The organism is Streptomyces apocyni (assembly GCF_009739465.1).
GTDB lineage: Bacteria > Actinomycetota > Actinomycetes > Streptomycetales > Streptomycetaceae > Streptomyces > Streptomyces apocyni.
Map to the genome: position 1 here is coordinate 23932 of NZ_WHOM01000075.1, position 17014 is coordinate 40945.

At 70.2% G+C, this 17014-nt stretch carries 21 protein-coding genes; 2 read left to right on the forward strand and 19 right to left on the reverse strand.

Going from position 1 to position 17014, the window contains the following annotated elements; all coding sequences use genetic code 11:
* The first annotated feature begins 154 nt into the window (after positions 1-154).
* Together GCN81_RS27300 and GCN81_RS27305 are read left to right on the forward strand one after the other, a co-directional pair.
* Entirely contained in the window at positions 155-1165 is a 1011-nt protein-coding gene (locus tag GCN81_RS27300; RefSeq protein ID WP_156727245.1) for a hypothetical protein, read from the forward strand.
* Between the two features lie 472 nt (positions 1166-1637).
* Complete coding sequence (locus tag GCN81_RS27305; protein ID WP_156727246.1) at positions 1638-3593, forward strand: ABC1 kinase family protein; 1956 nt, start codon at positions 1638-1640, stop codon at positions 3591-3593.
* A gap of 127 nt (positions 3594-3720) precedes the next feature.
* Here GCN81_RS27305 and GCN81_RS27310 read toward each other — a convergent pair whose 3' ends face one another.
* From GCN81_RS27310 to GCN81_RS27395, 19 genes are all read right to left on the reverse strand, one after another.
* Entirely contained in the window at positions 3721-4515 is a 795-nt protein-coding gene (locus GCN81_RS27310; protein ID WP_156727247.1) for an ABC transporter permease, read from the reverse strand.
* Positions 4512-5522, reverse strand: coding sequence for an ATP-binding cassette domain-containing protein (locus GCN81_RS27315; protein WP_156727248.1), 1011 nt, complete (start codon positions 5520-5522; stop codon positions 4512-4514). The genes GCN81_RS27310 and GCN81_RS27315 overlap by 4 nt, the downstream gene beginning before the upstream one ends.
* Before the next feature lie 112 nt (positions 5523-5634).
* Complete coding sequence (locus GCN81_RS32780; RefSeq protein WP_267904607.1) at positions 5635-5763, reverse strand: hypothetical protein; 129 nt, start codon at positions 5761-5763, stop codon at positions 5635-5637.
* 441 nt (positions 5764-6204) lie between these two features.
* On the reverse strand, positions 6205-6420 hold the full coding sequence (locus tag GCN81_RS27320) for an MbtH family protein (protein WP_156727249.1): 216 nt from the start codon (positions 6418-6420) through the stop codon (positions 6205-6207).
* Positions 6421-6423: 3 nt separating this feature from the next.
* A complete protein-coding gene (locus GCN81_RS27325) occupies positions 6424-7068 on the reverse strand; it encodes a 2-hydroxychromene-2-carboxylate isomerase (protein WP_156727250.1) in 645 nt (214 codons plus the stop codon).
* Between the two features lie 71 nt (positions 7069-7139).
* A complete protein-coding gene (gene fabG / locus GCN81_RS27330) occupies positions 7140-7886 on the reverse strand; it encodes a 3-oxoacyl-[acyl-carrier-protein] reductase (RefSeq protein ID WP_156727251.1) in 747 nt (248 codons plus the stop codon).
* Between the two features lie 67 nt (positions 7887-7953).
* Positions 7954-8430 carry a 3-hydroxyacyl-ACP dehydratase FabZ family protein gene (locus tag GCN81_RS27335; protein ID WP_156727280.1) on the reverse strand — a complete coding sequence of 159 codons (477 nt, stop codon included), beginning with the start codon at positions 8428-8430 and terminating at the stop codon, positions 7954-7956.
* An 8-nt stretch (positions 8431-8438) separates the two neighbouring features.
* The gene (locus GCN81_RS27340) at positions 8439-8843 is read right to left on the reverse strand and encodes a 3-hydroxyacyl-ACP dehydratase FabZ family protein (protein WP_156727252.1); all 405 of its coding nucleotides are present in this window, start codon (positions 8841-8843) and stop codon (positions 8439-8441) included.
* A complete protein-coding gene (locus tag GCN81_RS27345; RefSeq protein WP_156727253.1) occupies positions 8840-9091 on the reverse strand; it encodes an acyl carrier protein in 252 nt (83 codons plus the stop codon). The genes GCN81_RS27340 and GCN81_RS27345 overlap by 4 nt, the downstream gene beginning before the upstream one ends.
* Before the next feature lie 57 nt (positions 9092-9148).
* Positions 9149-10261 carry a beta-ketoacyl synthase N-terminal-like domain-containing protein gene (locus tag GCN81_RS27350; protein WP_156727254.1) on the reverse strand — a complete coding sequence of 371 codons (1113 nt, stop codon included), beginning with the start codon at positions 10259-10261 and terminating at the stop codon, positions 9149-9151.
* A gap of 87 nt (positions 10262-10348) precedes the next feature.
* Positions 10349-10756 (reverse strand): hypothetical protein, encoded by a 408-nt coding sequence (locus GCN81_RS27355; RefSeq protein WP_156727255.1) that lies wholly within the window; start codon positions 10754-10756, stop codon positions 10349-10351.
* Entirely contained in the window at positions 10756-11163 is a 408-nt protein-coding gene (locus tag GCN81_RS27360) for a hypothetical protein (RefSeq protein ID WP_156727256.1), read from the reverse strand. The genes GCN81_RS27355 and GCN81_RS27360 overlap by 1 nt, the downstream gene beginning before the upstream one ends.
* A gap of 1 nt (position 11164) precedes the next feature.
* A complete protein-coding gene (locus tag GCN81_RS27365; RefSeq protein ID WP_156727257.1) occupies positions 11165-11512 on the reverse strand; it encodes a hypothetical protein in 348 nt (115 codons plus the stop codon).
* Positions 11509-12474, reverse strand: a complete 966-nt coding sequence (locus GCN81_RS27370) for an acyl-CoA thioesterase family protein (protein WP_156727258.1) — start codon at positions 12472-12474, stop codon at positions 11509-11511. Before GCN81_RS27370 ends, GCN81_RS27365 begins: the two co-directional genes overlap by 4 nt.
* A complete protein-coding gene (locus GCN81_RS27375) occupies positions 12471-13358 on the reverse strand; it encodes an alpha/beta fold hydrolase (protein ID WP_231627007.1) in 888 nt (295 codons plus the stop codon). Before GCN81_RS27375 ends, GCN81_RS27370 begins: the two co-directional genes overlap by 4 nt.
* Positions 13355-14239 (reverse strand): beta-ketoacyl synthase N-terminal-like domain-containing protein, encoded by an 885-nt coding sequence (locus tag GCN81_RS27380; protein WP_156727259.1) that lies wholly within the window; start codon positions 14237-14239, stop codon positions 13355-13357. The genes GCN81_RS27375 and GCN81_RS27380 overlap by 4 nt, the downstream gene beginning before the upstream one ends.
* Complete coding sequence (locus GCN81_RS27385) at positions 14236-15384, reverse strand: beta-ketoacyl synthase N-terminal-like domain-containing protein (RefSeq protein WP_197287804.1); 1149 nt, start codon at positions 15382-15384, stop codon at positions 14236-14238. Before GCN81_RS27385 ends, GCN81_RS27380 begins: the two co-directional genes overlap by 4 nt.
* The gene (locus tag GCN81_RS27390; RefSeq protein ID WP_156727261.1) at positions 15384-16691 is read right to left on the reverse strand and encodes a beta-ketoacyl-[acyl-carrier-protein] synthase family protein; all 1308 of its coding nucleotides are present in this window, start codon (positions 16689-16691) and stop codon (positions 15384-15386) included. Before GCN81_RS27390 ends, GCN81_RS27385 begins: the two co-directional genes overlap by 1 nt.
* Positions 16692-16724: 33 nt before the next feature.
* Entirely contained in the window at positions 16725-16979 is a 255-nt protein-coding gene (locus GCN81_RS27395; RefSeq protein ID WP_156727262.1) for an acyl carrier protein, read from the reverse strand.
* Between the last annotated feature and the right edge of the window lie 35 nt (positions 16980-17014).

The following is a 17014-nucleotide window of genomic DNA, read 5'->3' on the forward strand; positions in this document are numbered from 1 at the left end:
CACTCCCCCCGGCCGTCACCGTGGGTCAGAACACACGGGCGCTGTGGCGGTCGCTTCCTGCCCCCGAAGGATGAGCGCGTCTCCGCCGCACGGCGGAGGCAGGTAGGTGCCAACGCAGGAGGTGCCGAAAGTACGCGGCTGGCAGTCTGGGGACATGTCCCAGATCTCGCGCCCCCCTTCCTCTCCGGCTCCCGCCCGGCTCCGCGAGCCTAGCCGGGCGTCTCAGGTGCTGCTCGTCATCGCCATCGCCTCCTGCCTCCCGTACCTCGCGCTCAAGATCGCCTGGATCGCGGGCAGTCGCATCGGGATCCCCAGCGGCAGCTCGCTCCTCGACGAGGGCACGAGGGTCGCGCTGATCAGCGTCAACGCGCTGACCGTGCTGATGGACGCCGCCGTCATCGTGCTCGCCCTGGTGCTCACCCAGGCCTGGGGCCGCCGTACGCCCGCCCCCCTGCTCGTGTTCCCCATGTGGGCGGCGACCGGGCTGCTGACGCCGATCATGGCGGGCTTCCCGGTCCAGTTGGCGGTCGGCATCTTTTCGGGTCCGGCCGAGAAGTCGTCGTCGAACGGCGACCCCTTCCTCGACGACTGGGTCTTCGGCATCGTCTACGGCGGCTTCATCGTCCAGGGCCTCACCCTGGGCATCCTGTTCGTGCGGTACGCGAGGCAGCGCTGGGGCCATGTCTGGCAGGGGCGCATGGGCGAACTGCCGCGCGACGAAGGCCGTGCGGCGCGCACGGCCGCCGTCGCGGGCGCCCTGCTCGCACTGGTGCCTATCGCGGTGCACCTGATGTGGGCGGCGGGCTCGAACTCCGGGCTGCCGCAGCAGCGGATCGACGAACGCACCGCTGAGTTCAACGCACTTGAGTTCCTCAGCGCCGCCACTGCGGCCGTCGCCGTCGCGGGCGTGCTGCTGCTCGTCTTCGCGCCCCGCGCCACGACGTTCCTGCGGCTCCCGGTGAAGGTGCCGCTCGCCGTCGCCTGGGCGGGCTCGGGGGCCGTGGGCTGCTGGGGCGCCTGGATGTCGTTCGCCGCGCTGATCCCCCAGGACGACCCCGCCAAGCAGCCCCCCTCGCTGATGGTCACGACCAACGCCTTGTCCCTGGTCGCCGGGTTGCTGCTCGCCTACGGCGTCGCCTCCTTCCTGCGGCGGCGCACTTCCTGAGGAATCAACTCGGGGCAGCTGTCCGGCAATTCACGCATTCACCGTAAGGGGAATTACCGCAGCAGCTGAAACGCCAAATGCCGGTGCCCGGCCACCGGGCACCGGCACTTCGCATGCTTACAGGCGCAGCGACCGACAGCCCGAACCTGTTCGTGGACATCGCGGGCGGCAGCGGGCAGTTGTCCGCAGCCGTCCGTCAGTGGGTGCACGTCCTTGCCGCCGATGAACGGCACCAGCACCTCGTCCGAGTACCCCGCTGGGATCCCCACCGCCATGGCCACCATGTGAAAGGCAATTCTTGGCAGCGACCTGCAATCTTTTCCGATTCGTGCCGCCGTCGTCAGCGGGACCGCAAGAAGCCCGCCATCGCCATTGTCAGCAACGTGCCATCCCTGCAAGCGCGCAACTCCCACCGGCCCGCACCGGCGTCATAAATGTGAGAATCGCACCACAGCTACGTTGAAGGGCCGCGATGAATCTGGCTGTTCTGCTGCTCCTGGCCGCACTGACCACCTCCTTGGTTCTGATCGGCTTCACCGTGGGGGCCAGGCGGCTGCTCGGCATACAGCTGGGGAAGGGCAGGGCGCTGCTCACCTCCGCGGTCGGGCTGGGCGCCGCCTCTTCGATCGGTCTCGCGATGCACGACCAGGAGCGGTACCCGGCCCTGGTCACCGTCCAGTTCGGCGCCGCGCTGCTGGTGACGATGGGCTTCCTCGTGTTCACCGAAGTCGTCTTCCCGCCCGGCACCTGGGCCGGGGTGTTCGGCTGGCCCAAGTCGATGCGCCGCAGGGTGGCCAGGGCCAGACGGTACGCCCGGCTCACCCGGATCTTCATGCGGCACGGGCTGGGCAGGTTCCTGCGCGGCAGCGTCAGGCCCGGCCCCGCCGCCGCGCAGGAGCGCTTCAGGCTCGCCCGTTCGCTGCGCATGGCAATGGAGGAGGCGGGGGTCACCTTCGTGAAGATGGGCCAGGTCCTCTCCACCCGGTACGACCTGCTGCCCACCGAGTTCATCGCCGAGCTGAGCAAGTTGCAGCACCAGGCCACCCCCGACCCGTGGGCGGACGTGGAGCGGCTACTCAGGGAAGAGCTGGACACCGACCCCTTCGAGGTGTTCGACGAGTTCGAGCGCGAGCCGCTGGCCGCCGGGTCGATCGCCCAGGTCCACCGGGCCACGCTCAAGGACGGCAGCCAGGTGGTGGTGAAGCTCCAGCGTCCCAGCAGCCACTCCGTGGTGATCGACGACCTGGACATCCTGCTGCGCTTCAGCCACATGGTGCAGAAGCACACCGACTGGGGGCGCAACATGGGCGCCGTCACGCTCGCCGAGGGCTTCGCCACCTCCCTCCACGAGGAGCTGGACTTCCGCATCGAAGCCCAGAACATCACCACTGTCTCGACCTCCATCGCCCGCTCCGCCGCCGACCGGGCGATCCGGCTGCCCGAGGTGTACGAGACGCTGTCGACCCAGCGGATGCTGATCACCGAGTGGCTCGACGGCGTCCCCCTGAACAGCGCGGCGACGGCGCTCAAGGAGCAGGAGCTCGACCCCGCGGCGCTGGCCCAGCAGATGCTGGGGTGCCTCCTCGACCAGATCATGGTCGGCGGGGTCTTCCACGCCGACCCCCACCCCGGCAACATCCTGGTGCTGCGCGACGGCCGGCTCGGGCTGCTCGACTTCGGCTCGGTGGGGCGCATCGACCGGACGTTCCGCTCGACCCTGCGCAACATGCTCATCGCCCTGCACCGCAACGACCCCGCGGCCCTCTGCGATGCCCTCCTGGAGCTCGTCTCCCACCCCGAGGACATCGACGAGCGCCGGCTGGAGCGCTCGCTGGGGCAGTTCCTGGCCCGCTACTTCGCCCCGGGGCTGCGCCCCGACCGGGAGATGTTCGCCGACCTCTTTCTGCTGGTGTCCCGGCACGGGCTGCACATCCCGCCGGAGATCGCCGCCGTGTTCCGCTCCCTGGCCACGATGGAGGGCTCGCTGGAACGCCTGGTCCCGCAGTTCGACATCGTCGCCGAAGCGCGCGAGTACGCCGTCGCGCTGCACACCAAGAGGCTCAAGCCGGACGCGCTGTCCCAGACCCTCGCGGACGAGGCGATCGGTCTCGCACCGATCCTGCGGCGCCTTCCGCGGCGCATCGAGCGCATCACCAGCGCCGTCGAGAACGGCCGCCTCAGCGTCCAGGTGCGGATGCTCGCCGACCCCCGCGACCGCAGGTTCGTCCGCACGCTGGTGCACGAGGCGCTGCTGACGGTGCTGTCCAGCACGATCGGGCTGATGGCCGTGTTGCTGATCCGTTCCAGCGGCGGTCCCCAGCTCGGCCCCTCGCTTAGCCTCTTCCAGCTGATCGGCTACAACCTGCTGCTGGTGAGCGGTGTGCTCATCCTGCGGATCCTGTTCACCATCTTCAAGGCCCAGCGCTGAGAGCCCGTCCCCGCTCCCCGCTCCCCGCTCCCCGCTCCCCGCTCTCCGCTCCCCGCTCCCCGCGCATGCGACAGCCCGGCACCCCTGTCAGGTGGGGTGGCCGGGCTGCGGTCTGCGGGGCGTGCGCTCAGCGGGCGGCGGCCGCCTTCTGATAGGCACGGCTCGCGAGCGGGATGAAGATCGCCAGCATCAGACCGAGCAGCAGTATCGCCCCCGGGATGGGGTACTGGGCGGGCAGTGCGTCGCTCGTGGCGCCCGTGCCGTTGCCGAACAGCTCGCGGCAGGCGGACACGACCGTGCTCAGCGGGTTCCACTCGGCGATCGTCCGCAGCCAGTACGGCAGTCCGTCGAGCGGGATGAACGCGTTGGAGAGGAACGCCAGCGGCATGACGATGATGCTGGACATGGCGCTGACGGTCTCCGGGCTGCGCAGCACGAGGCCCAGGAGCGCGCCGAACCAGGAGAGCGTGAAGCCCATCAGGACGAGCAGCGCGAAGGCCGCGAGCGTCTTCAGCACGCCCTCGTGGGCACGCCAGCCGATCCCGTAGCCGACCACGGCCATCACGGCACAGGACCAGGTGCAGAGCGTGGCGTCGGACATCGTACGGCCGAGCAGCACCGACGTACGGGAGATCGGCAGCGACCTGAAGCGGTCCACGATCCCGTTGCTGAGGTCGCCCGCGACGCCGACGGCGGTCGTGGAGATGGTGCTGAGCATCACCTGCGCGAAGATGCCCGCCATGATGTATTCCTGGTACGACTGCCCGCCGGGCACCTTCATGGCGCTGCCGAAGAGGTAGCCGAAGACCACCACGAACGCCACGGGCAGGATCGTCAGACCGATCAGCTGCTCGGGCATCCGCTTGATGTGCCGCATCTGACGGCCCACCAACGCGAACGAATCAGTGATCACCTCGCTCATACCGACTGCGCCTCCTTCTCGTTCGCGTTCAGGTCCTGCTGCTGGGGGTCGCCGTCGTCGGACGCGGCACTGCTGTGGCCGGTCAGCGCCAGGAACACGTCGTCCATCGAGGAGCGGCGCACGGCGAAGTCCAGCGGCTCCACCCCCGCCGCCTCAAGCTCGGCGGAGATCGAGGCGATCGCCTTGATGCCGCCGGACAGGGCGATGGACGCGGTCCTGGAGTCCTGGTCGACGGTGGGCTGTTCGGCGGAGAGCGAGGCCAGTGCCGTGGTCACCACCGCCAGGTCGGAGGTGTCCGTGACGGACACCTCCAGGCGGTCACCGCCGACGCGCCGCTTCAGCTCGTCGGGGGTGCCCTCGGCTATCAGCCGTCCCTTGTCGATCACGGCGACGCGGTTCGCCAGCTGATCTGCCTCCTCCAGGTACTGCGTGGTCAGCAGCACGGTGACACCGCTGTCCACCTGCTCCTTGACCATGCGCCACAGCGTCATCCTGCTGGTCAGGTCGAGCCCCGTGGTCGGCTCGTCGAGGAAGAGCACCGGCGGGCGGCTGACCAGGCTGGCCGCGAGGTCCAGCCGGCGGCGCATGCCGCCCGAGTAGTTCTTGGCGAGCTTGTCCGCCGCGTCGGTGAGCTCGAACTGCTCCAGCAGCTCGGCCGCCCTGACCTTGGCCGCCTTGCGGCCCAGGTGCAGCAGCACGCCGATGAGCTCGATGTTCTCCCGGCCGGTGAGCCGCGCGTCGACCGCCGCGTACTGCCCGGTGAGCCCGATGCGCTTGCGGACCTCGGCGGGCTTGCGCAGCACGTCCTGGCCCGCGACCGTCGCCTGGCCCGCGTCGGGTGTGAGGAGAGTGGCGAGAATGCGTACGGTCGTGGTCTTGCCCGCGCCGTTCGGACCGAGCAGGCCGAGGACGGTTCCGGCGGGCACCGAAAGGTTCACGTCCTGCAACGCCTGGAAATCACCGTACTTCTTGGAAAGCCCTTCAGCTGAGACAGCTGGTTCTGTCATCGCCAACTCCGTTCGAACCGAAAGAATTCACTGCGGGCGGAATGCCAAGTCGACCGCGCCCGTAGGGCACTTCACAAGGCCGGTTGCAGCAAGTTGTCAACCAGCGGACGACTCACTCCATTTCGAGCAGCTTGCGATAGATCAACCGGCCTATCGTGGCAGCGGGTTCCGGCTGGAGGAGATTCTGGCGATCGGCGTTGACCGGGTGCGCCTCGATGCCACCGGTCACGTAGGCGCGCATGCCGGCGATCGAATGATCGACCCGTGGGCGCGCAGTTCCGCGGTGGAGGCGACCGCGTGCCCGCGGGTACCACGTAGGTGACGAGGCGCTTGTCTCCCGGCTGGTCCTCGCGGACGATGACCGCCGCCCGGTCGATGCCGGGGTCCGCGTCGAGCACGGCCTCGATCTCGCCGAGTTCGATGCGAATTGCTCTTCGCGACCGGGGAGTTGCAGCGAAACGATCCTGTGCGCATTCTCGGGGGGTCTTTCCAAGCCCGGTAGAACCCTGATCCGCCCCCGGCAAAGGAGGACACACCAATGAATGGCTCATGAGCGGCATCGATTTCTCAGAAGCTGTGCGGGAGCGACGTTCGCATCCGCCGGAGACGGGGATCGACGGGCATTGCGCATTGCTGCCAACGCCCGTCGCTCCACGGTACGTCCGGGCCGAGCCGGACCGGTTCAGGCCGCGTTCATCGCGTCGGCCAGGGACTTCGGCCGCATGTCGGTCCAGTTCTCGTTGATGTAGTCCAGGCAGCCCTGGCGGCTGTCCTCGCCGTGCGCGGCGGTCCAGCCGGCCGGGACCTCCGCGAAGGCCGGCCACAGGGAGTGCTGGTTCTCGTCGTTGGTCAGGACCAGGTAGCGGGCGGTCTCGTCCTCGAACGGGTTCGTTGCCATGGTTCAGTCCTCTTTCTTCGCCGCGAGTTTTGCCGTACGGGCACGCACCATCTCCACGAAGAGCGGAAGGCGGTCCACACCCCAGAACTTTTCGAATCCACTGATGAAATAGGGGACGCCGAATACCCCGTCCCTGTGCAGGGAGTCCAGTGCCGCCAGGCCCTGCTCCCGCACCTCGGGGTTCTCGTGGGCCCCGGCGAGCAGCTCGGGGTCCAGGTCCAGCTCCTTGCCGATGCGGCGCATGGTGTCGGGCGCGGAGATGTCGTCGCCGAGCTCCCAGCGGGCCCGGTACACCGCGTCGATGAACCGCCTGCCCGCGCCCTGCTCCTCCGCCGCCAGATAGGCCAGGTGCGAGACCTCCCAGCGGGGGGCGGGGTCCACCGGCCACACCATGTCCAGACCGCGGGCCCGGGTGAGCCTGCGGACGTCCTGCAGGATGTAGAGGTGCTTCTCCTTGGACATCGGGACGTACGGCAGCTGGATGCTGTTGCGCTCCAGGTGCTCCAGCGTGGGCTCGTCCGGCTCCCAGAACGGCAGCCATTCGATCTGCTCCGCCACGTCCGCGTACTGCCCGATCAGGTCCCGGTACGCCATCCACGAGTAGGGGCTGCGGAAGGAGAAGTACCAGCGTGGTCCGCGTCGTGCCATCACCACCTCCAAGGGGGCTGGTTCTCAGGGATTCCCAGGGGTTCTCAGGGGGATGCGCGTGCCGGCACGCGTCAGATGGTGATGCCGCCGTCGATCTGGAGCACCGCGCCCGTGATGTACGCGGCACGGTCCGAGACCAGGTACGCGACCAGGTCGGCGACCTCGTCCGCGGTGCCCATGCGGCGCAGCGGGATCGACTTGAGCGCCTCCTTGCGGGCCTTGTCGTTCATCGCGGCGACCATGTCGGTCTCGATGAACCCGGGGGCCACGGCGTTGACGCGGATCCCGGACCTGCCGGTCTCCTTGGCCAGGGCGCGGGTGAATCCGATGATCCCGGCCTTGGACGCGGAGTAGTTGGTCTGGGTGCCGTGCCCGTAGACACCGGCGACCGAGGAGATGTTGACGATCGATCCGCCGCGACGCTTCATCATGCCGAAGACCACGGCCCGGCAGACGTGGTAGACGCCGTCCAGGTTGGTGTCGATGACCTGCCGCCACTGCGCGTCCTCCATGAGGACCAGCGGGTTGTCGCGGGTGATGCCGGCGGCGGTGACGGCCGCGCTCACCGGGCCGATCTCGTCCTCGGTGGCGGTGATCCAGTCCCGTACGGACTGCGCGTCGGCCACGTCGACCCGGGTGCCCACCACCCGTACGCCCGATTCCGCGGCCTCCTTCTCCAGGGTCCGCGCGGACTCGTCGTCCGAGCGGTAGCAGAAGGCGACGTCGAATCCGTCGCGGGCGAGCGCGTGGACGGTGGCCCGGCCGATGCCGCGCGAGCCGCCGGTGACCAGGGCCACCCGGTTCGTGCTGTCTGCCATGGTGTCTCTCCGTGAAGGGCGTGAGGGGTGTGCGGTGTAAGGGGTGTAGGGGTTGTCCTGCGGTGGTTCAGGGGGGCGGGCGCAGTGCTTCCGCCGGGCGGAAGGCCATCACGATCCGGCCGACGGTCATCACCGTCTCGCCCGCCGAGCGGCTCTCGCCCTCGAACAGGACGGTGTCGTCGACCCTGCGGTCGAGCCTGACCCGGTGCTCCAGGACCTCGCCGGGCAGCACGGGGCGGTGGAACTCCACGCCCGTCATGCCGCCGAAGAGCATCACCTGCCCGTCCAGGACGTCCGGGTTGGGGTCGTCCCAGGTGGCGAGCACCCCGGCGGACTGGCACCAGGACTCCACGAGCAGGGACTTGGGGTAGCCGAAGTCCTCGTCGGGGGTCTCGGGGCCGAGCTTCTCGTACCAGGGTTCGTTGCAGCTGACCGCCTTGAGCGCGGTCAGTCGCTCGCCGGGCACCACGTCGACCACCCGGTCGACCAGGAGCATCGGGAAGCGGTGCGGCAGCCTGGCCCTGATGTCGCGCTGGCCGATCACGAAGCCGCTCACGCCGCCGCCTCCGGGGTCTCCTGCGTACGGAACCGGAGCCGTACCGAGGCGGCGTTGCCGCGCTCGGTGGTCAGCTTCGCCCTGCACTGCCAGTGGCCGTCTCCGGTCGCCTTCCAGCCGAGCGAGATGTCGACCGTGTCGCCGGGGAAGACGGGCCCGGTGAACCGGGTCGACTCCACGGCCTCCAGCTCGGCGCCCTTCGCCCCGTCGGGGACGGTGGCCAGCGCGCTCTGGTGCGCGCACTCCACCAGGCAGACGCCGGGGAAGATCGGGAAGCCGGGGTAGTGGCCCGGCAGCACGGTTTCGGCCGTGCCGACGGCGAACCGTGCCTCGGTGGCCGGGCCGTCGTCGGACGGCAGCACCTCGACGTGGCCGGCGAGTGGGCTCGCGCCCCCGCTCATGCCGGCTGCCCCGCTCCCTGGAGCCGGCTGACGAGCACGTCGTAGGCGCTGCTCAGGGTCACGATGTTCTTGAGCTCGGACTCCGGCAGCTTCACGCCGTACTTTTTCTCCAGGACGACCACGACCTCAAGGGCCATCAGCGAGTCCACTTCGAGGTCGTCGACGAACTGGACCTCGTCGCCCACGTCGGTAACGTCGACGTCCAGTACCTGGGCCACGATGGCGCGCAGTTCTTCCTTGTCCAGCATGTTCAGCGGTCCTCTCGTCCTACGGGCCGCGGTAGTGCGGCTACGGGGTTCGGGTGTTCAGGCGACGTGGGACTTCAGGACGAGCAGGGCGCAGCCCACCGTGCCGCTGCGGTCCACCGAAGTGATCACGCCGAGGCGGTCGGTCCCCCCGGCGGGGTGCTCTTCCGCGTACGACAGCAGTGCGGCGGCCTGGAAGGCCGCGGCGGCGGCCCCGGTGTCGCCGATGAGCCCGCTCGGGGTCACGTCGGTGAGGTCGGACCCGAGCACCTCGCGCAGCGCCGCCTCCTCGCCACGGCCCTCGCGGCCCGGCGCGGCGGACCTGGCCACCACGCCGACCTGGTCGGCCGTCACGCCGGCCCGGCGCAGCGCGGAGCGCAGGCACGCGGCGAGGGAGGGGGCGACGTCCGAGTCGAGCACCACGCGCAGCTCGACGGCGAGCACCTCGGCGAGGACCGTCTGCTCCGGGTCGTCGGGGGCGTCGGGCTCGATCAGCAGGACCGCGCAGCCCTCGCCGAGCGGGCCCGCGCTCTCGCCGTCCGCCGCGTGGTGCTCCAGCCAGGCGCGGGCCTGCGAGAACTCCTCGGCCGCGCCGCACAGCACGGTGCCCGCACGGCCCGTGGAGAGCAGTCGGCGCGAGTAGTTGAGGGCGTGCAGCCCCGCCGTGCGGCCGCCCGCGATGGTGGCGTTGGGGCCCTGGAGCTTGTACCAGATGGCGCTCTGGCCCGCCGCGCAGTTCATCACGGTGTTGGGGAAGCGTGCGGGGTCGACGAAGAAGGGCTGCTCGCTGGTGAGGGAGTCGCGGGTGAAGTCCATCATCGACTGGGCGCTGCCGGTGGTCGTGCCCAGGGCGAACGCGGCGCGCGGTCCCGTGCCGACGGCGCGGTTGCGGTCGCCGTCGTCCAGGAGCGCGCCGACGGCGGTGACGGTCAGCCCGGTGACCCGGTCCATGGAGCGGGTGCCCTTCTTGCCCAGCACCTGCCGGATGTCGAAGGAGGGGACGACACAGCCGGTGCCTTCGGGGGTGGTGCCGTGCTCGGGACCCAGCTCGGCGACCGTGGTGCGGCGTTCCCGCATGCCTTCGGCGAAGGCGGAGTGGCCGATGCCGAACGGCGAGACCGCCGACCATGCGGTGATCACGGGGCGTGCGGAGCCCGTGGTGAGGGTGGTCATGATGGCCACGCAATCCTTTCGTTCACATGTGCGCTCCGCAGGAGGCTCACGGGAGGGTCACAGGGTGGGGGCACGGGTTCGGGAAGGTCACAGGAAACAGACCATGTCGTACTCGGGCCAGCGGACGGCGAGTTCGCCGTCGCGCGCGATCCGTACGCCCTCGATCAGCCGGTCGGGGTTCCCGGCCGCGCCGAGGGCGGCGAGATCGGGTTCGTCCGCCCAGACGGTGACGCCCGCTTCGAGCAGGGCCCGCAGACCGGGGCGGGGGTCGGACACGGTGTCCACCGTGCGGTTCCCGATCCGCAGCGGCGGTACGCGGTCGGCCCGCAGGCCGTAGGTGACGGCGGGTCCGCGCAGCAGGATGTCGAGGCCGCCGAGTTGCCTGTGCAGTTCGGTCGCGAGGTACAGCTCGTCGAAGAACTGCTTCTCCAGCGCTCCCCTGTAGCCGCGCTCCACGATGGCGAGGACCCGGGCACCGCTTTCCTGATCCGTCATCAGATCACCCCCACCAGCAGCGTCTTGTCGGCGGCGGCGACGTTCGCGCCGTACCCGGCGGGCGGGCGCAGCACCACCTGCGGCAGATGGTCGAACGCGCCCCTGTCGTCGCTGCAGAACCGGCAGCCGTACCAGTACAGCCGGTCGGGGAAGGCCGTGAGCAGTTCCTCGGCGAGCGTCGCCGTGGACGGGTACGCGCGCTCCCAGTCGGCGAGGTTGCGCGGCTTGTCGGGGCCCAGCGCGCGCTGGGTGAGCAGCGTCGCGTAGCCGCAGGTCCACACCTGTACGCTCGCGCCGCGCTCCAGCAGCGACTGGGTCAGCCGCAGGGCGCTGGTGGTCCGGTCGCTCGCGTGCGGCGCGCCCATCAGCGTGATGAGCACGTCGGTGTGCGGGATCTTCCTGGCCATGTCAGTGCCACACCACCCGGACGTCGGGGTCGAGTACCCAGCCGCCGACCTCGTCCATGTCGACGACTCGCAGGCCGTCGCGGAACGCGGCCTGGTCGAGGCCCCGCTGGGCGAGCGAGAAGCGGTCGGCGGCGAGCAGTCCGCCCTCCTTCTGGAACCGGTCGAGCCCGGTGTCGCTGCCCGGCACGGACAGTGCGGCGGCGTCCTGGATCAGAAGGAGAGTGACGGAGTGCCCCGCGAGAACCTGGGCGACCGCGTCGCGCCGGAAGGCGGCGTCGGACGCGGTGCGCCCCTGGCTCTCGACGAGCAGCAGCCGGGGCCGGCCGCCGCTCTCCCGGAGTTCGGTCACGCCGTGGTGCCGTTGATCGCGTCGAGGACCCGCTGGTCGAAGTTGACCAGGCTCCAGTCGCGGCGGTTCTCGATGACGGCGTAGCCGTGCACGATGCTGCCCGTGGCGGTCTTGACCAGCTTGCCGTCGCGCAGCACGTAGAAGTCCATGCGCGAGGTGTAGGTGAAGTCCTTGAAGACCTCCTCGACGGTGTAGACCGTGTAGAGGTCCTCCTCCATCATCGCCTCGTCGAGGATGCGGATGTCGGAGCGGGGCACGACCGGGATCCAGCGGCGGTCGTCGAGCAGCGTCTTGATGGAGATGCCGCGGTCGGCGACGAAGCGGTCCTTGCCCTCTTCCATCAGGCGCAGGTAGCCGGACATCTGGATGCGCTCGGTGAAGTGGCAGTAGGGGTACGGGATGTTCCACTTCCACGCGTAGGCGTTGCGGCCCTCGGTGAGCGAGGCGAGGATCTCGGCCTCGGCGGGGGCGGTGACGCCCTCCTCGCGCTCCAGATCGTCGCCGAGCTTGGCGACCGCGAACCTGGCCAGCTCCGCGGGGACCTCGCCCGCGGCCTCCAGGTACGTGTCGATGCGCAGCGAGACGCGGATCTTGGCGGTGACGGCCTTGAGGGTCTCGCCGCCCCGCTCGACCCGGATGACGACCTTGAAGCCGATGGTGTTGTCGTCGCCCTTGGTCCACGGGGTGACCTCGGCCTCGGCGACGTCGTCCATGTGGAAGGCGTGCAGGATGCGGCTGTCTATGGTGACCAGGTCGAGACCGAGGCCGTGCTCCTCGTAGAGCGCGCGGGCCGGCAGCTCGGACTGCCTGAAGTGGTCGAGAACGGCCTCTTCGATCATGTAGTTGACGTGCTTGAAACCGATCCAGGTGCAGATGTTGGAGCCCTCGTAGCGGGGCCGTACCTGGACGGTGGTCGGGACGGTGAGGAGGGTCTTGACTGCGGTTTCCGTGACGAGGGTCATCGCTGGGGCTCCAGGGCGTTGGGGCGGCCGGCCGCGCGGTGCGCGGGCGCGGCCGATGAGGGGAAGAGAGCTGCGGGGGCGGCGGCGGATGCGGTGAACTGCCGTATCTCGGCGGCGAATCGCTCGGTCGCCTCGATCATCGGGAAGTGGCCGCAGCCGCTCAGCACACGGGCGGTCCCGTGCGGCAGGGCACCGGCGAGCGCGACGCCCTCGGCGGGCGGCGCCGCGAAGTCGTTCTCACCGGCCAGGACGAGGGTGGGGACGGTGATGCGGTCGAGCCGGAGTTCGGGCGTGCCGAGGTACAGGTCGAAGAACCTGAGCCAGCCCTGCGGGCCGACCCTGTCCCGTACCCGACACCCCATGGCCTGAAGGAGGTCGGCGGAGAGCCGGCCGTCCGCGTGGACCCGGATCCCTTCCTCCATGATCAGGTGGAAGTCGTTCAGGTAGTAGCTGATCGTGTCCCAGTCGAACGCGTCGGCGTCCGAGCGGTAGAACGGCGAGACCAGTACGAGTCGGCGGATGCCGTACTCCCGCAGCGGGTCGCCGCCCGCGCGCTCCTGCGTGTCGAGCAGGTCGAGCAGCACGTTGACGGCCATCGAGTGGGCGACGACCGCGTCGGCGCCGCCCGGCACCGCCGCCAGGGCCCGGGCGAGCCACTCCCGAAGGTGCGGCTCCCTGCCCGAGTCGGCGATGCTCTCGGTGCGCCAGGGCAGCCTGGCGGTCCAGATCTCGTGCCCCTCGGAGAGGAGGGGCCCGTCGAGCAGCCTGTCCCAGACGCTGTCGTTGGCGGCCAGGCCGTGCAGCAGCAGCATCTTGGGGCCGCCGTCACCGCCTTCGGTGCGCCGCTCGACGGAGACCGGGCGCAGATCCGCCTCGGACTTCACCGCGCGGCCCCGGGTGCGAGCAGCACCAGGCCGGCGCTCGCGTCGTCGCCCGCGCCGCCCACGACCGCGTGCGCGGGCTCGCGGTCACCGGCGTCGAACCGGCCCACGGCCGCCGCGCACTGGATGACGCCGTTCGCCCCCGAGGCGCGCCCGGAGTGCTCGGGCAGCCGCCAGCGGCGGCCCTGGTCCGCACCCTGCTCGCCGGCGCTCCTGCGGTAGGCGCCGATCCTGGCGCGCACGGCCGCACCGCGGTCCTCGGCCGCTGCCGCGGCCTCCAGCACGAGGGCGGCGCCACCGTCCACCGCGTGGCCGCCGCCGAGCAGCTTGCGGACCACGTCGTTGTCCGGCTCGACGCCGAGGACCAGGGCCCGGTCGACCCGGCCGGAGGCGATCATGGTGGTCGCCCAGTGGACGGCGTCGAGGCCCGAGGTCTCGCCGTTGCACACCATCAGGTTGGGGCCGCGCAGACCGTAGCGGATCGCGGCGGACGAGGCGATGACGTTGCTGGACGCGTTGGGGAGGTCCATCGGGCTGGTCGCCGTCACGGTCTCCTCCCTGATGGTGTCCAGCGCCCTGGCGACGGTGTCGAGGTTGCCGAAGTTGGAGCTGGCGACGACCCCGACGGTCTCGGCGGCCACGGTGAGCGTGCCGTCCTTCTCGCCTTCCAGGAGCCCCGCGTCGCGCAGCGCCGCCGAGGTGAGCGCGTAGCCGAGCTGGGTGGCCCGGTCCTTGTAGCGCAGGCCCTTGCGGCCGACGTGCGTGGCGGGCTCGACGGGGTCGCCGCCCGCGGCGGGGCCTTGGGCGAGGGCCCGCACGCTGTCGGCGCCGGGCAGCAGCACGGCCGCCCCGGTGACGACGACGCCGGTGGTACGCGTGCTCATCGGGTTCCCTCCACGATGGCGACGGCGTTGATGCCGCCGAAGCCGAAGGCGTTGATCTGGGCCACGCGTAGCTGCTCGCCCGCGGCGGCCTCGCCGGTGACGAAGCGGAACGACGCGGCCTCGTCGACCGGCTCGTCCAGGCCCACGGTCGGCGGCACCCGGCCCTCGTTCAGGGCGCGCAGGCCCACGATGAGGTTGATCAGCCCGGAGGCGCCCGAGGTGTGGCCGGTCATCGACTTGACCGCGGTCGTCAGGGGGCCGTCGGCCCCGCTGCCGAGGACGTCGGCCAGGGCGGTGGCCTCGGCCTCGTCGTTCAGCAGGGTGCCGGTGCCGTGCAGCATCACCAGGTCCACGTCCGACTGCTTCACGCCCGCCAGGCTGTAGGCGTTGCGCATGGCCTGGGCGATGCCCTCGGGGGAGGGCGCGGTGACGTGGTACGCGTCGCAGTTGACCGCCACAGCGCGCAGCAGGCCGTGCACCCGGGGGGCGCCGGCGTCGGAGCGGCGGAGCACGATCGCCGCCGCGCCGTCGCCCATCAGGACGCCCGTGCGGTTGCGGTCGAAGGGGCGTACCCGGTCCGGCGGCACCGGGTGGACGCGCTCCAGGAGCCCGTACATGGACTCGGTGAGCACGTCGACACCGGCGACGATCACGGTGTCGGGGGTGTCGTCGCCCTCCTGGCCGAGCAGGTCGGAGGCGAGGGCCAGCGCGTACAGCGAGGCGGAGCAGGCGTTGGAGAAGGTGTGCGTGACGTCGGCGTTGAACCGCTCGCGCAGCCCGGTGCCGAAGTGCAGTCCGGCGTCGGTGAACTCCGAGCCCTCGCGCCACCACAGTTCCATGGAGCGCAGCTCGCGCAGCCCGGTGCCGATCAGGATCGGGATCCCGCTGAGGTCCTCGCCGATGCCCGCGTCGGCCGCCGCCTGGCCGATCGCCTCGACGAGCAGGTTGGTGGCGCGCCGGGGGACGTCCTCGCCCTCCGCGGGCCGGTTGTCGACCTCGTAGGCGTGCTGGGCGCGGAACCGGGTGCGGTCGAAGCCGCGGAGTTCGGCCCTGCCGCTGCGGCCCGCGCACAGGCTCTCGAAGAGTTCGTCGACACCGGATCCGGTGGCGGCGACGGCTCCCATCCCGATGATGGGACGGCTCATCATGACGCCTCCTTGATCGCTTCGCGATTGGCGGCGTGGTCCACGCCGGAGTCGTAACGGCCCAGCAGCACCGCGGCGTTGTTGCCGCCGAAGGCGAGGCCGTTGTTCTGCACAATCCTCAGATCCGCCTCGACCGCCTTGTTGGGCACGCAGTCGACGTCGCACTCGGGGTCGGTCGTGACGTGGTTGATCGTGGGCGGGATGAAGCGGTTCTGGATCGCCAGGGCGCAGCCGATGGCACCCAGGGCGCTGGCCGCGCCCATGGAGTGGCCGAGCATCGACTTCATGGAGACCGTGCGGGGCGGCGAGTCTCCGAAGACCTGGCGGATGGCGCCCGCCTCGGTGATGTCGTTGGCCTTGGTGCCGGTGCCGTGCGCCGAGATGAGGTCCACCTCGTGCGGCTCGACTCCGGCGTTGTCCAGCGCGAGGCGCATCAGACCGGCGACGCTGTCGCGGTCGGGTGCGACCTGGTGGTGGGCGTCGCAGTTGAGGCCGTATCCGAGCACCTCGGCGTAGATGGTGGCGCCTCGCTCCAGGGCGGAGTCGAGCCTCTCCAGTACGAGGACGCCGGCGCCCTCACCGGTGAGGATGCCCTTGCGGTTGACGTCGAACGGCTGGCAGCGATCGGGGGCGATGGTCCCCAGCCGGTAGAAGCCGGTGAACGTCTTGCGGCACATCGCGTCCGCGCCGCCGCAGAAGGCGAACTCCGCCTCACCGGAGCTGACGGCGTCGAAGCCGTAGCCGATGGCGTAATTGCCCGCCGAGCAGGCGGTCGGAATGGTCAGGGCCTCCACGTTGGACAGGCCCAGTTCCTGTGCGATGGCCACCGAGAGCCGCCCGGCCGGTACGCGCCGGGCGGCCGCGGGGTCGAACCTGCCGGTTCCATCGGCGAGTTCGGACTCGACCAGTTGGTCGAGGTCGTAGCTCTCGCCGTCTGTGGTGCCGATGGAGATCAGTCCACGGCGGTCGCTCAGCACCTCCGGGTCGAGTCCCGAGTCCTCGAGGGCCATCCGGGCGGCCGCGGCGGAGAACTGCGCGGCCCTGCCGAGCTGTTCCACCTCCAGCGTCCGTATCCAGTCCTGCGGATCGAACTCCGTGATCTCGCAGCCGTTCGCGTGGGCGAACCCCTCGGTCTCGAAGACCGTGATGGGCCTGGCCCCGCTGCGCCCTTCCTGAAGCCCCTGGAGGAACTCCTTCACACCGAGCCCGATGCTGGAGACCACGCCGAGTCCAGTGAGGACGACCCGGTGCCGCTCCGGCAGGTCGCCCGGTCCAGGGCCTGTGCCGGTGCCGCGCACTGCCGTCATGCCAACCTCCCAATCCACCAACAGCGGAAACGACTACCAGCCGGCCGGCTCCGACACGACTTCGTAGACACCCTTGAGGTTCACCATGCGCGGCAGCTCGCTCTGGTTGATGACCACACCGAACTCCTTCTCCAGCGCGGCGAGAATCTCGATGGCGCGCAGGGAGTCCGCGTCGTGGTCCTCCTTGAAGAGGCTGACCTCGCTGACCTCGTCCTCCTCGATTTCAAGAATGTCGCAAACGATTTCCTTGATGGTGACGAGACGATCGTCGCGCGTAGCAGTGGACACGCCATTACCTCATTTCAGAATTCCGCTTCTGCGGA

Coding starts and splice junctions, on each gene's coding strand:
- GCN81_RS27300 (WP_156727245.1), top strand. CDS start 155: ATGTCCCAGATCTCGCGCCCCCCTTCCTCTCCGGCTCCCGCCCGGCTC.
- GCN81_RS27305 (WP_156727246.1), top strand. CDS start 1,638: ATGAATCTGGCTGTTCTGCTGCTCCTGGCCGCACTGACCACCTCCTTG.
- GCN81_RS27310 (WP_156727247.1), bottom strand. CDS start 4,515: ATGAGCGAGGTGATCACTGATTCGTTCGCGTTGGTGGGCCGTCAGATG.
- GCN81_RS27315 (WP_156727248.1), bottom strand. CDS start 5,522: ATGACAGAACCAGCTGTCTCAGCTGAAGGGCTTTCCAAGAAGTACGGT.
- GCN81_RS32780 (WP_267904607.1), bottom strand. CDS start 5,763: ATGCGCGCCTACGTGACCGGTGGCATCGAGGCGCACCCGGTCAACGCC.
- GCN81_RS27320 (WP_156727249.1), bottom strand. CDS start 6,420: ATGGCAACGAACCCGTTCGAGGACGAGACCGCCCGCTACCTGGTCCTG.
- GCN81_RS27325 (WP_156727250.1), bottom strand. CDS start 7,068: ATGGCACGACGCGGACCACGCTGGTACTTCTCCTTCCGCAGCCCCTAC.
- fabG (WP_156727251.1), bottom strand. CDS start 7,886: ATGGCAGACAGCACGAACCGGGTGGCCCTGGTCACCGGCGGCTCGCGC.
- GCN81_RS27340 (WP_156727252.1), bottom strand. CDS start 8,843: ATGAGCGGGGGCGCGAGCCCACTCGCCGGCCACGTCGAGGTGCTGCCG.
- GCN81_RS27345 (WP_156727253.1), bottom strand. CDS start 9,091: ATGCTGGACAAGGAAGAACTGCGCGCCATCGTGGCCCAGGTACTGGAC.
- GCN81_RS27350 (WP_156727254.1), bottom strand. CDS start 10,261: ATGACCACCCTCACCACGGGCTCCGCACGCCCCGTGATCACCGCATGG.
- GCN81_RS27355 (WP_156727255.1), bottom strand. CDS start 10,756: ATGACGGATCAGGAAAGCGGTGCCCGGGTCCTCGCCATCGTGGAGCGC.
- GCN81_RS27360 (WP_156727256.1), bottom strand. CDS start 11,163: ATGGCCAGGAAGATCCCGCACACCGACGTGCTCATCACGCTGATGGGC.
- GCN81_RS27370 (WP_156727258.1), bottom strand. CDS start 12,474: ATGACCCTCGTCACGGAAACCGCAGTCAAGACCCTCCTCACCGTCCCG.
- GCN81_RS27380 (WP_156727259.1), bottom strand. CDS start 14,239: ATGAGCACGCGTACCACCGGCGTCGTCGTCACCGGGGCGGCCGTGCTG.
- GCN81_RS27385 (WP_197287804.1), bottom strand. CDS start 15,384: ATGAGCCGTCCCATCATCGGGATGGGAGCCGTCGCCGCCACCGGATCC.
- GCN81_RS27390 (WP_156727261.1), bottom strand. CDS start 16,691: ATGACGGCAGTGCGCGGCACCGGCACAGGCCCTGGACCGGGCGACCTG.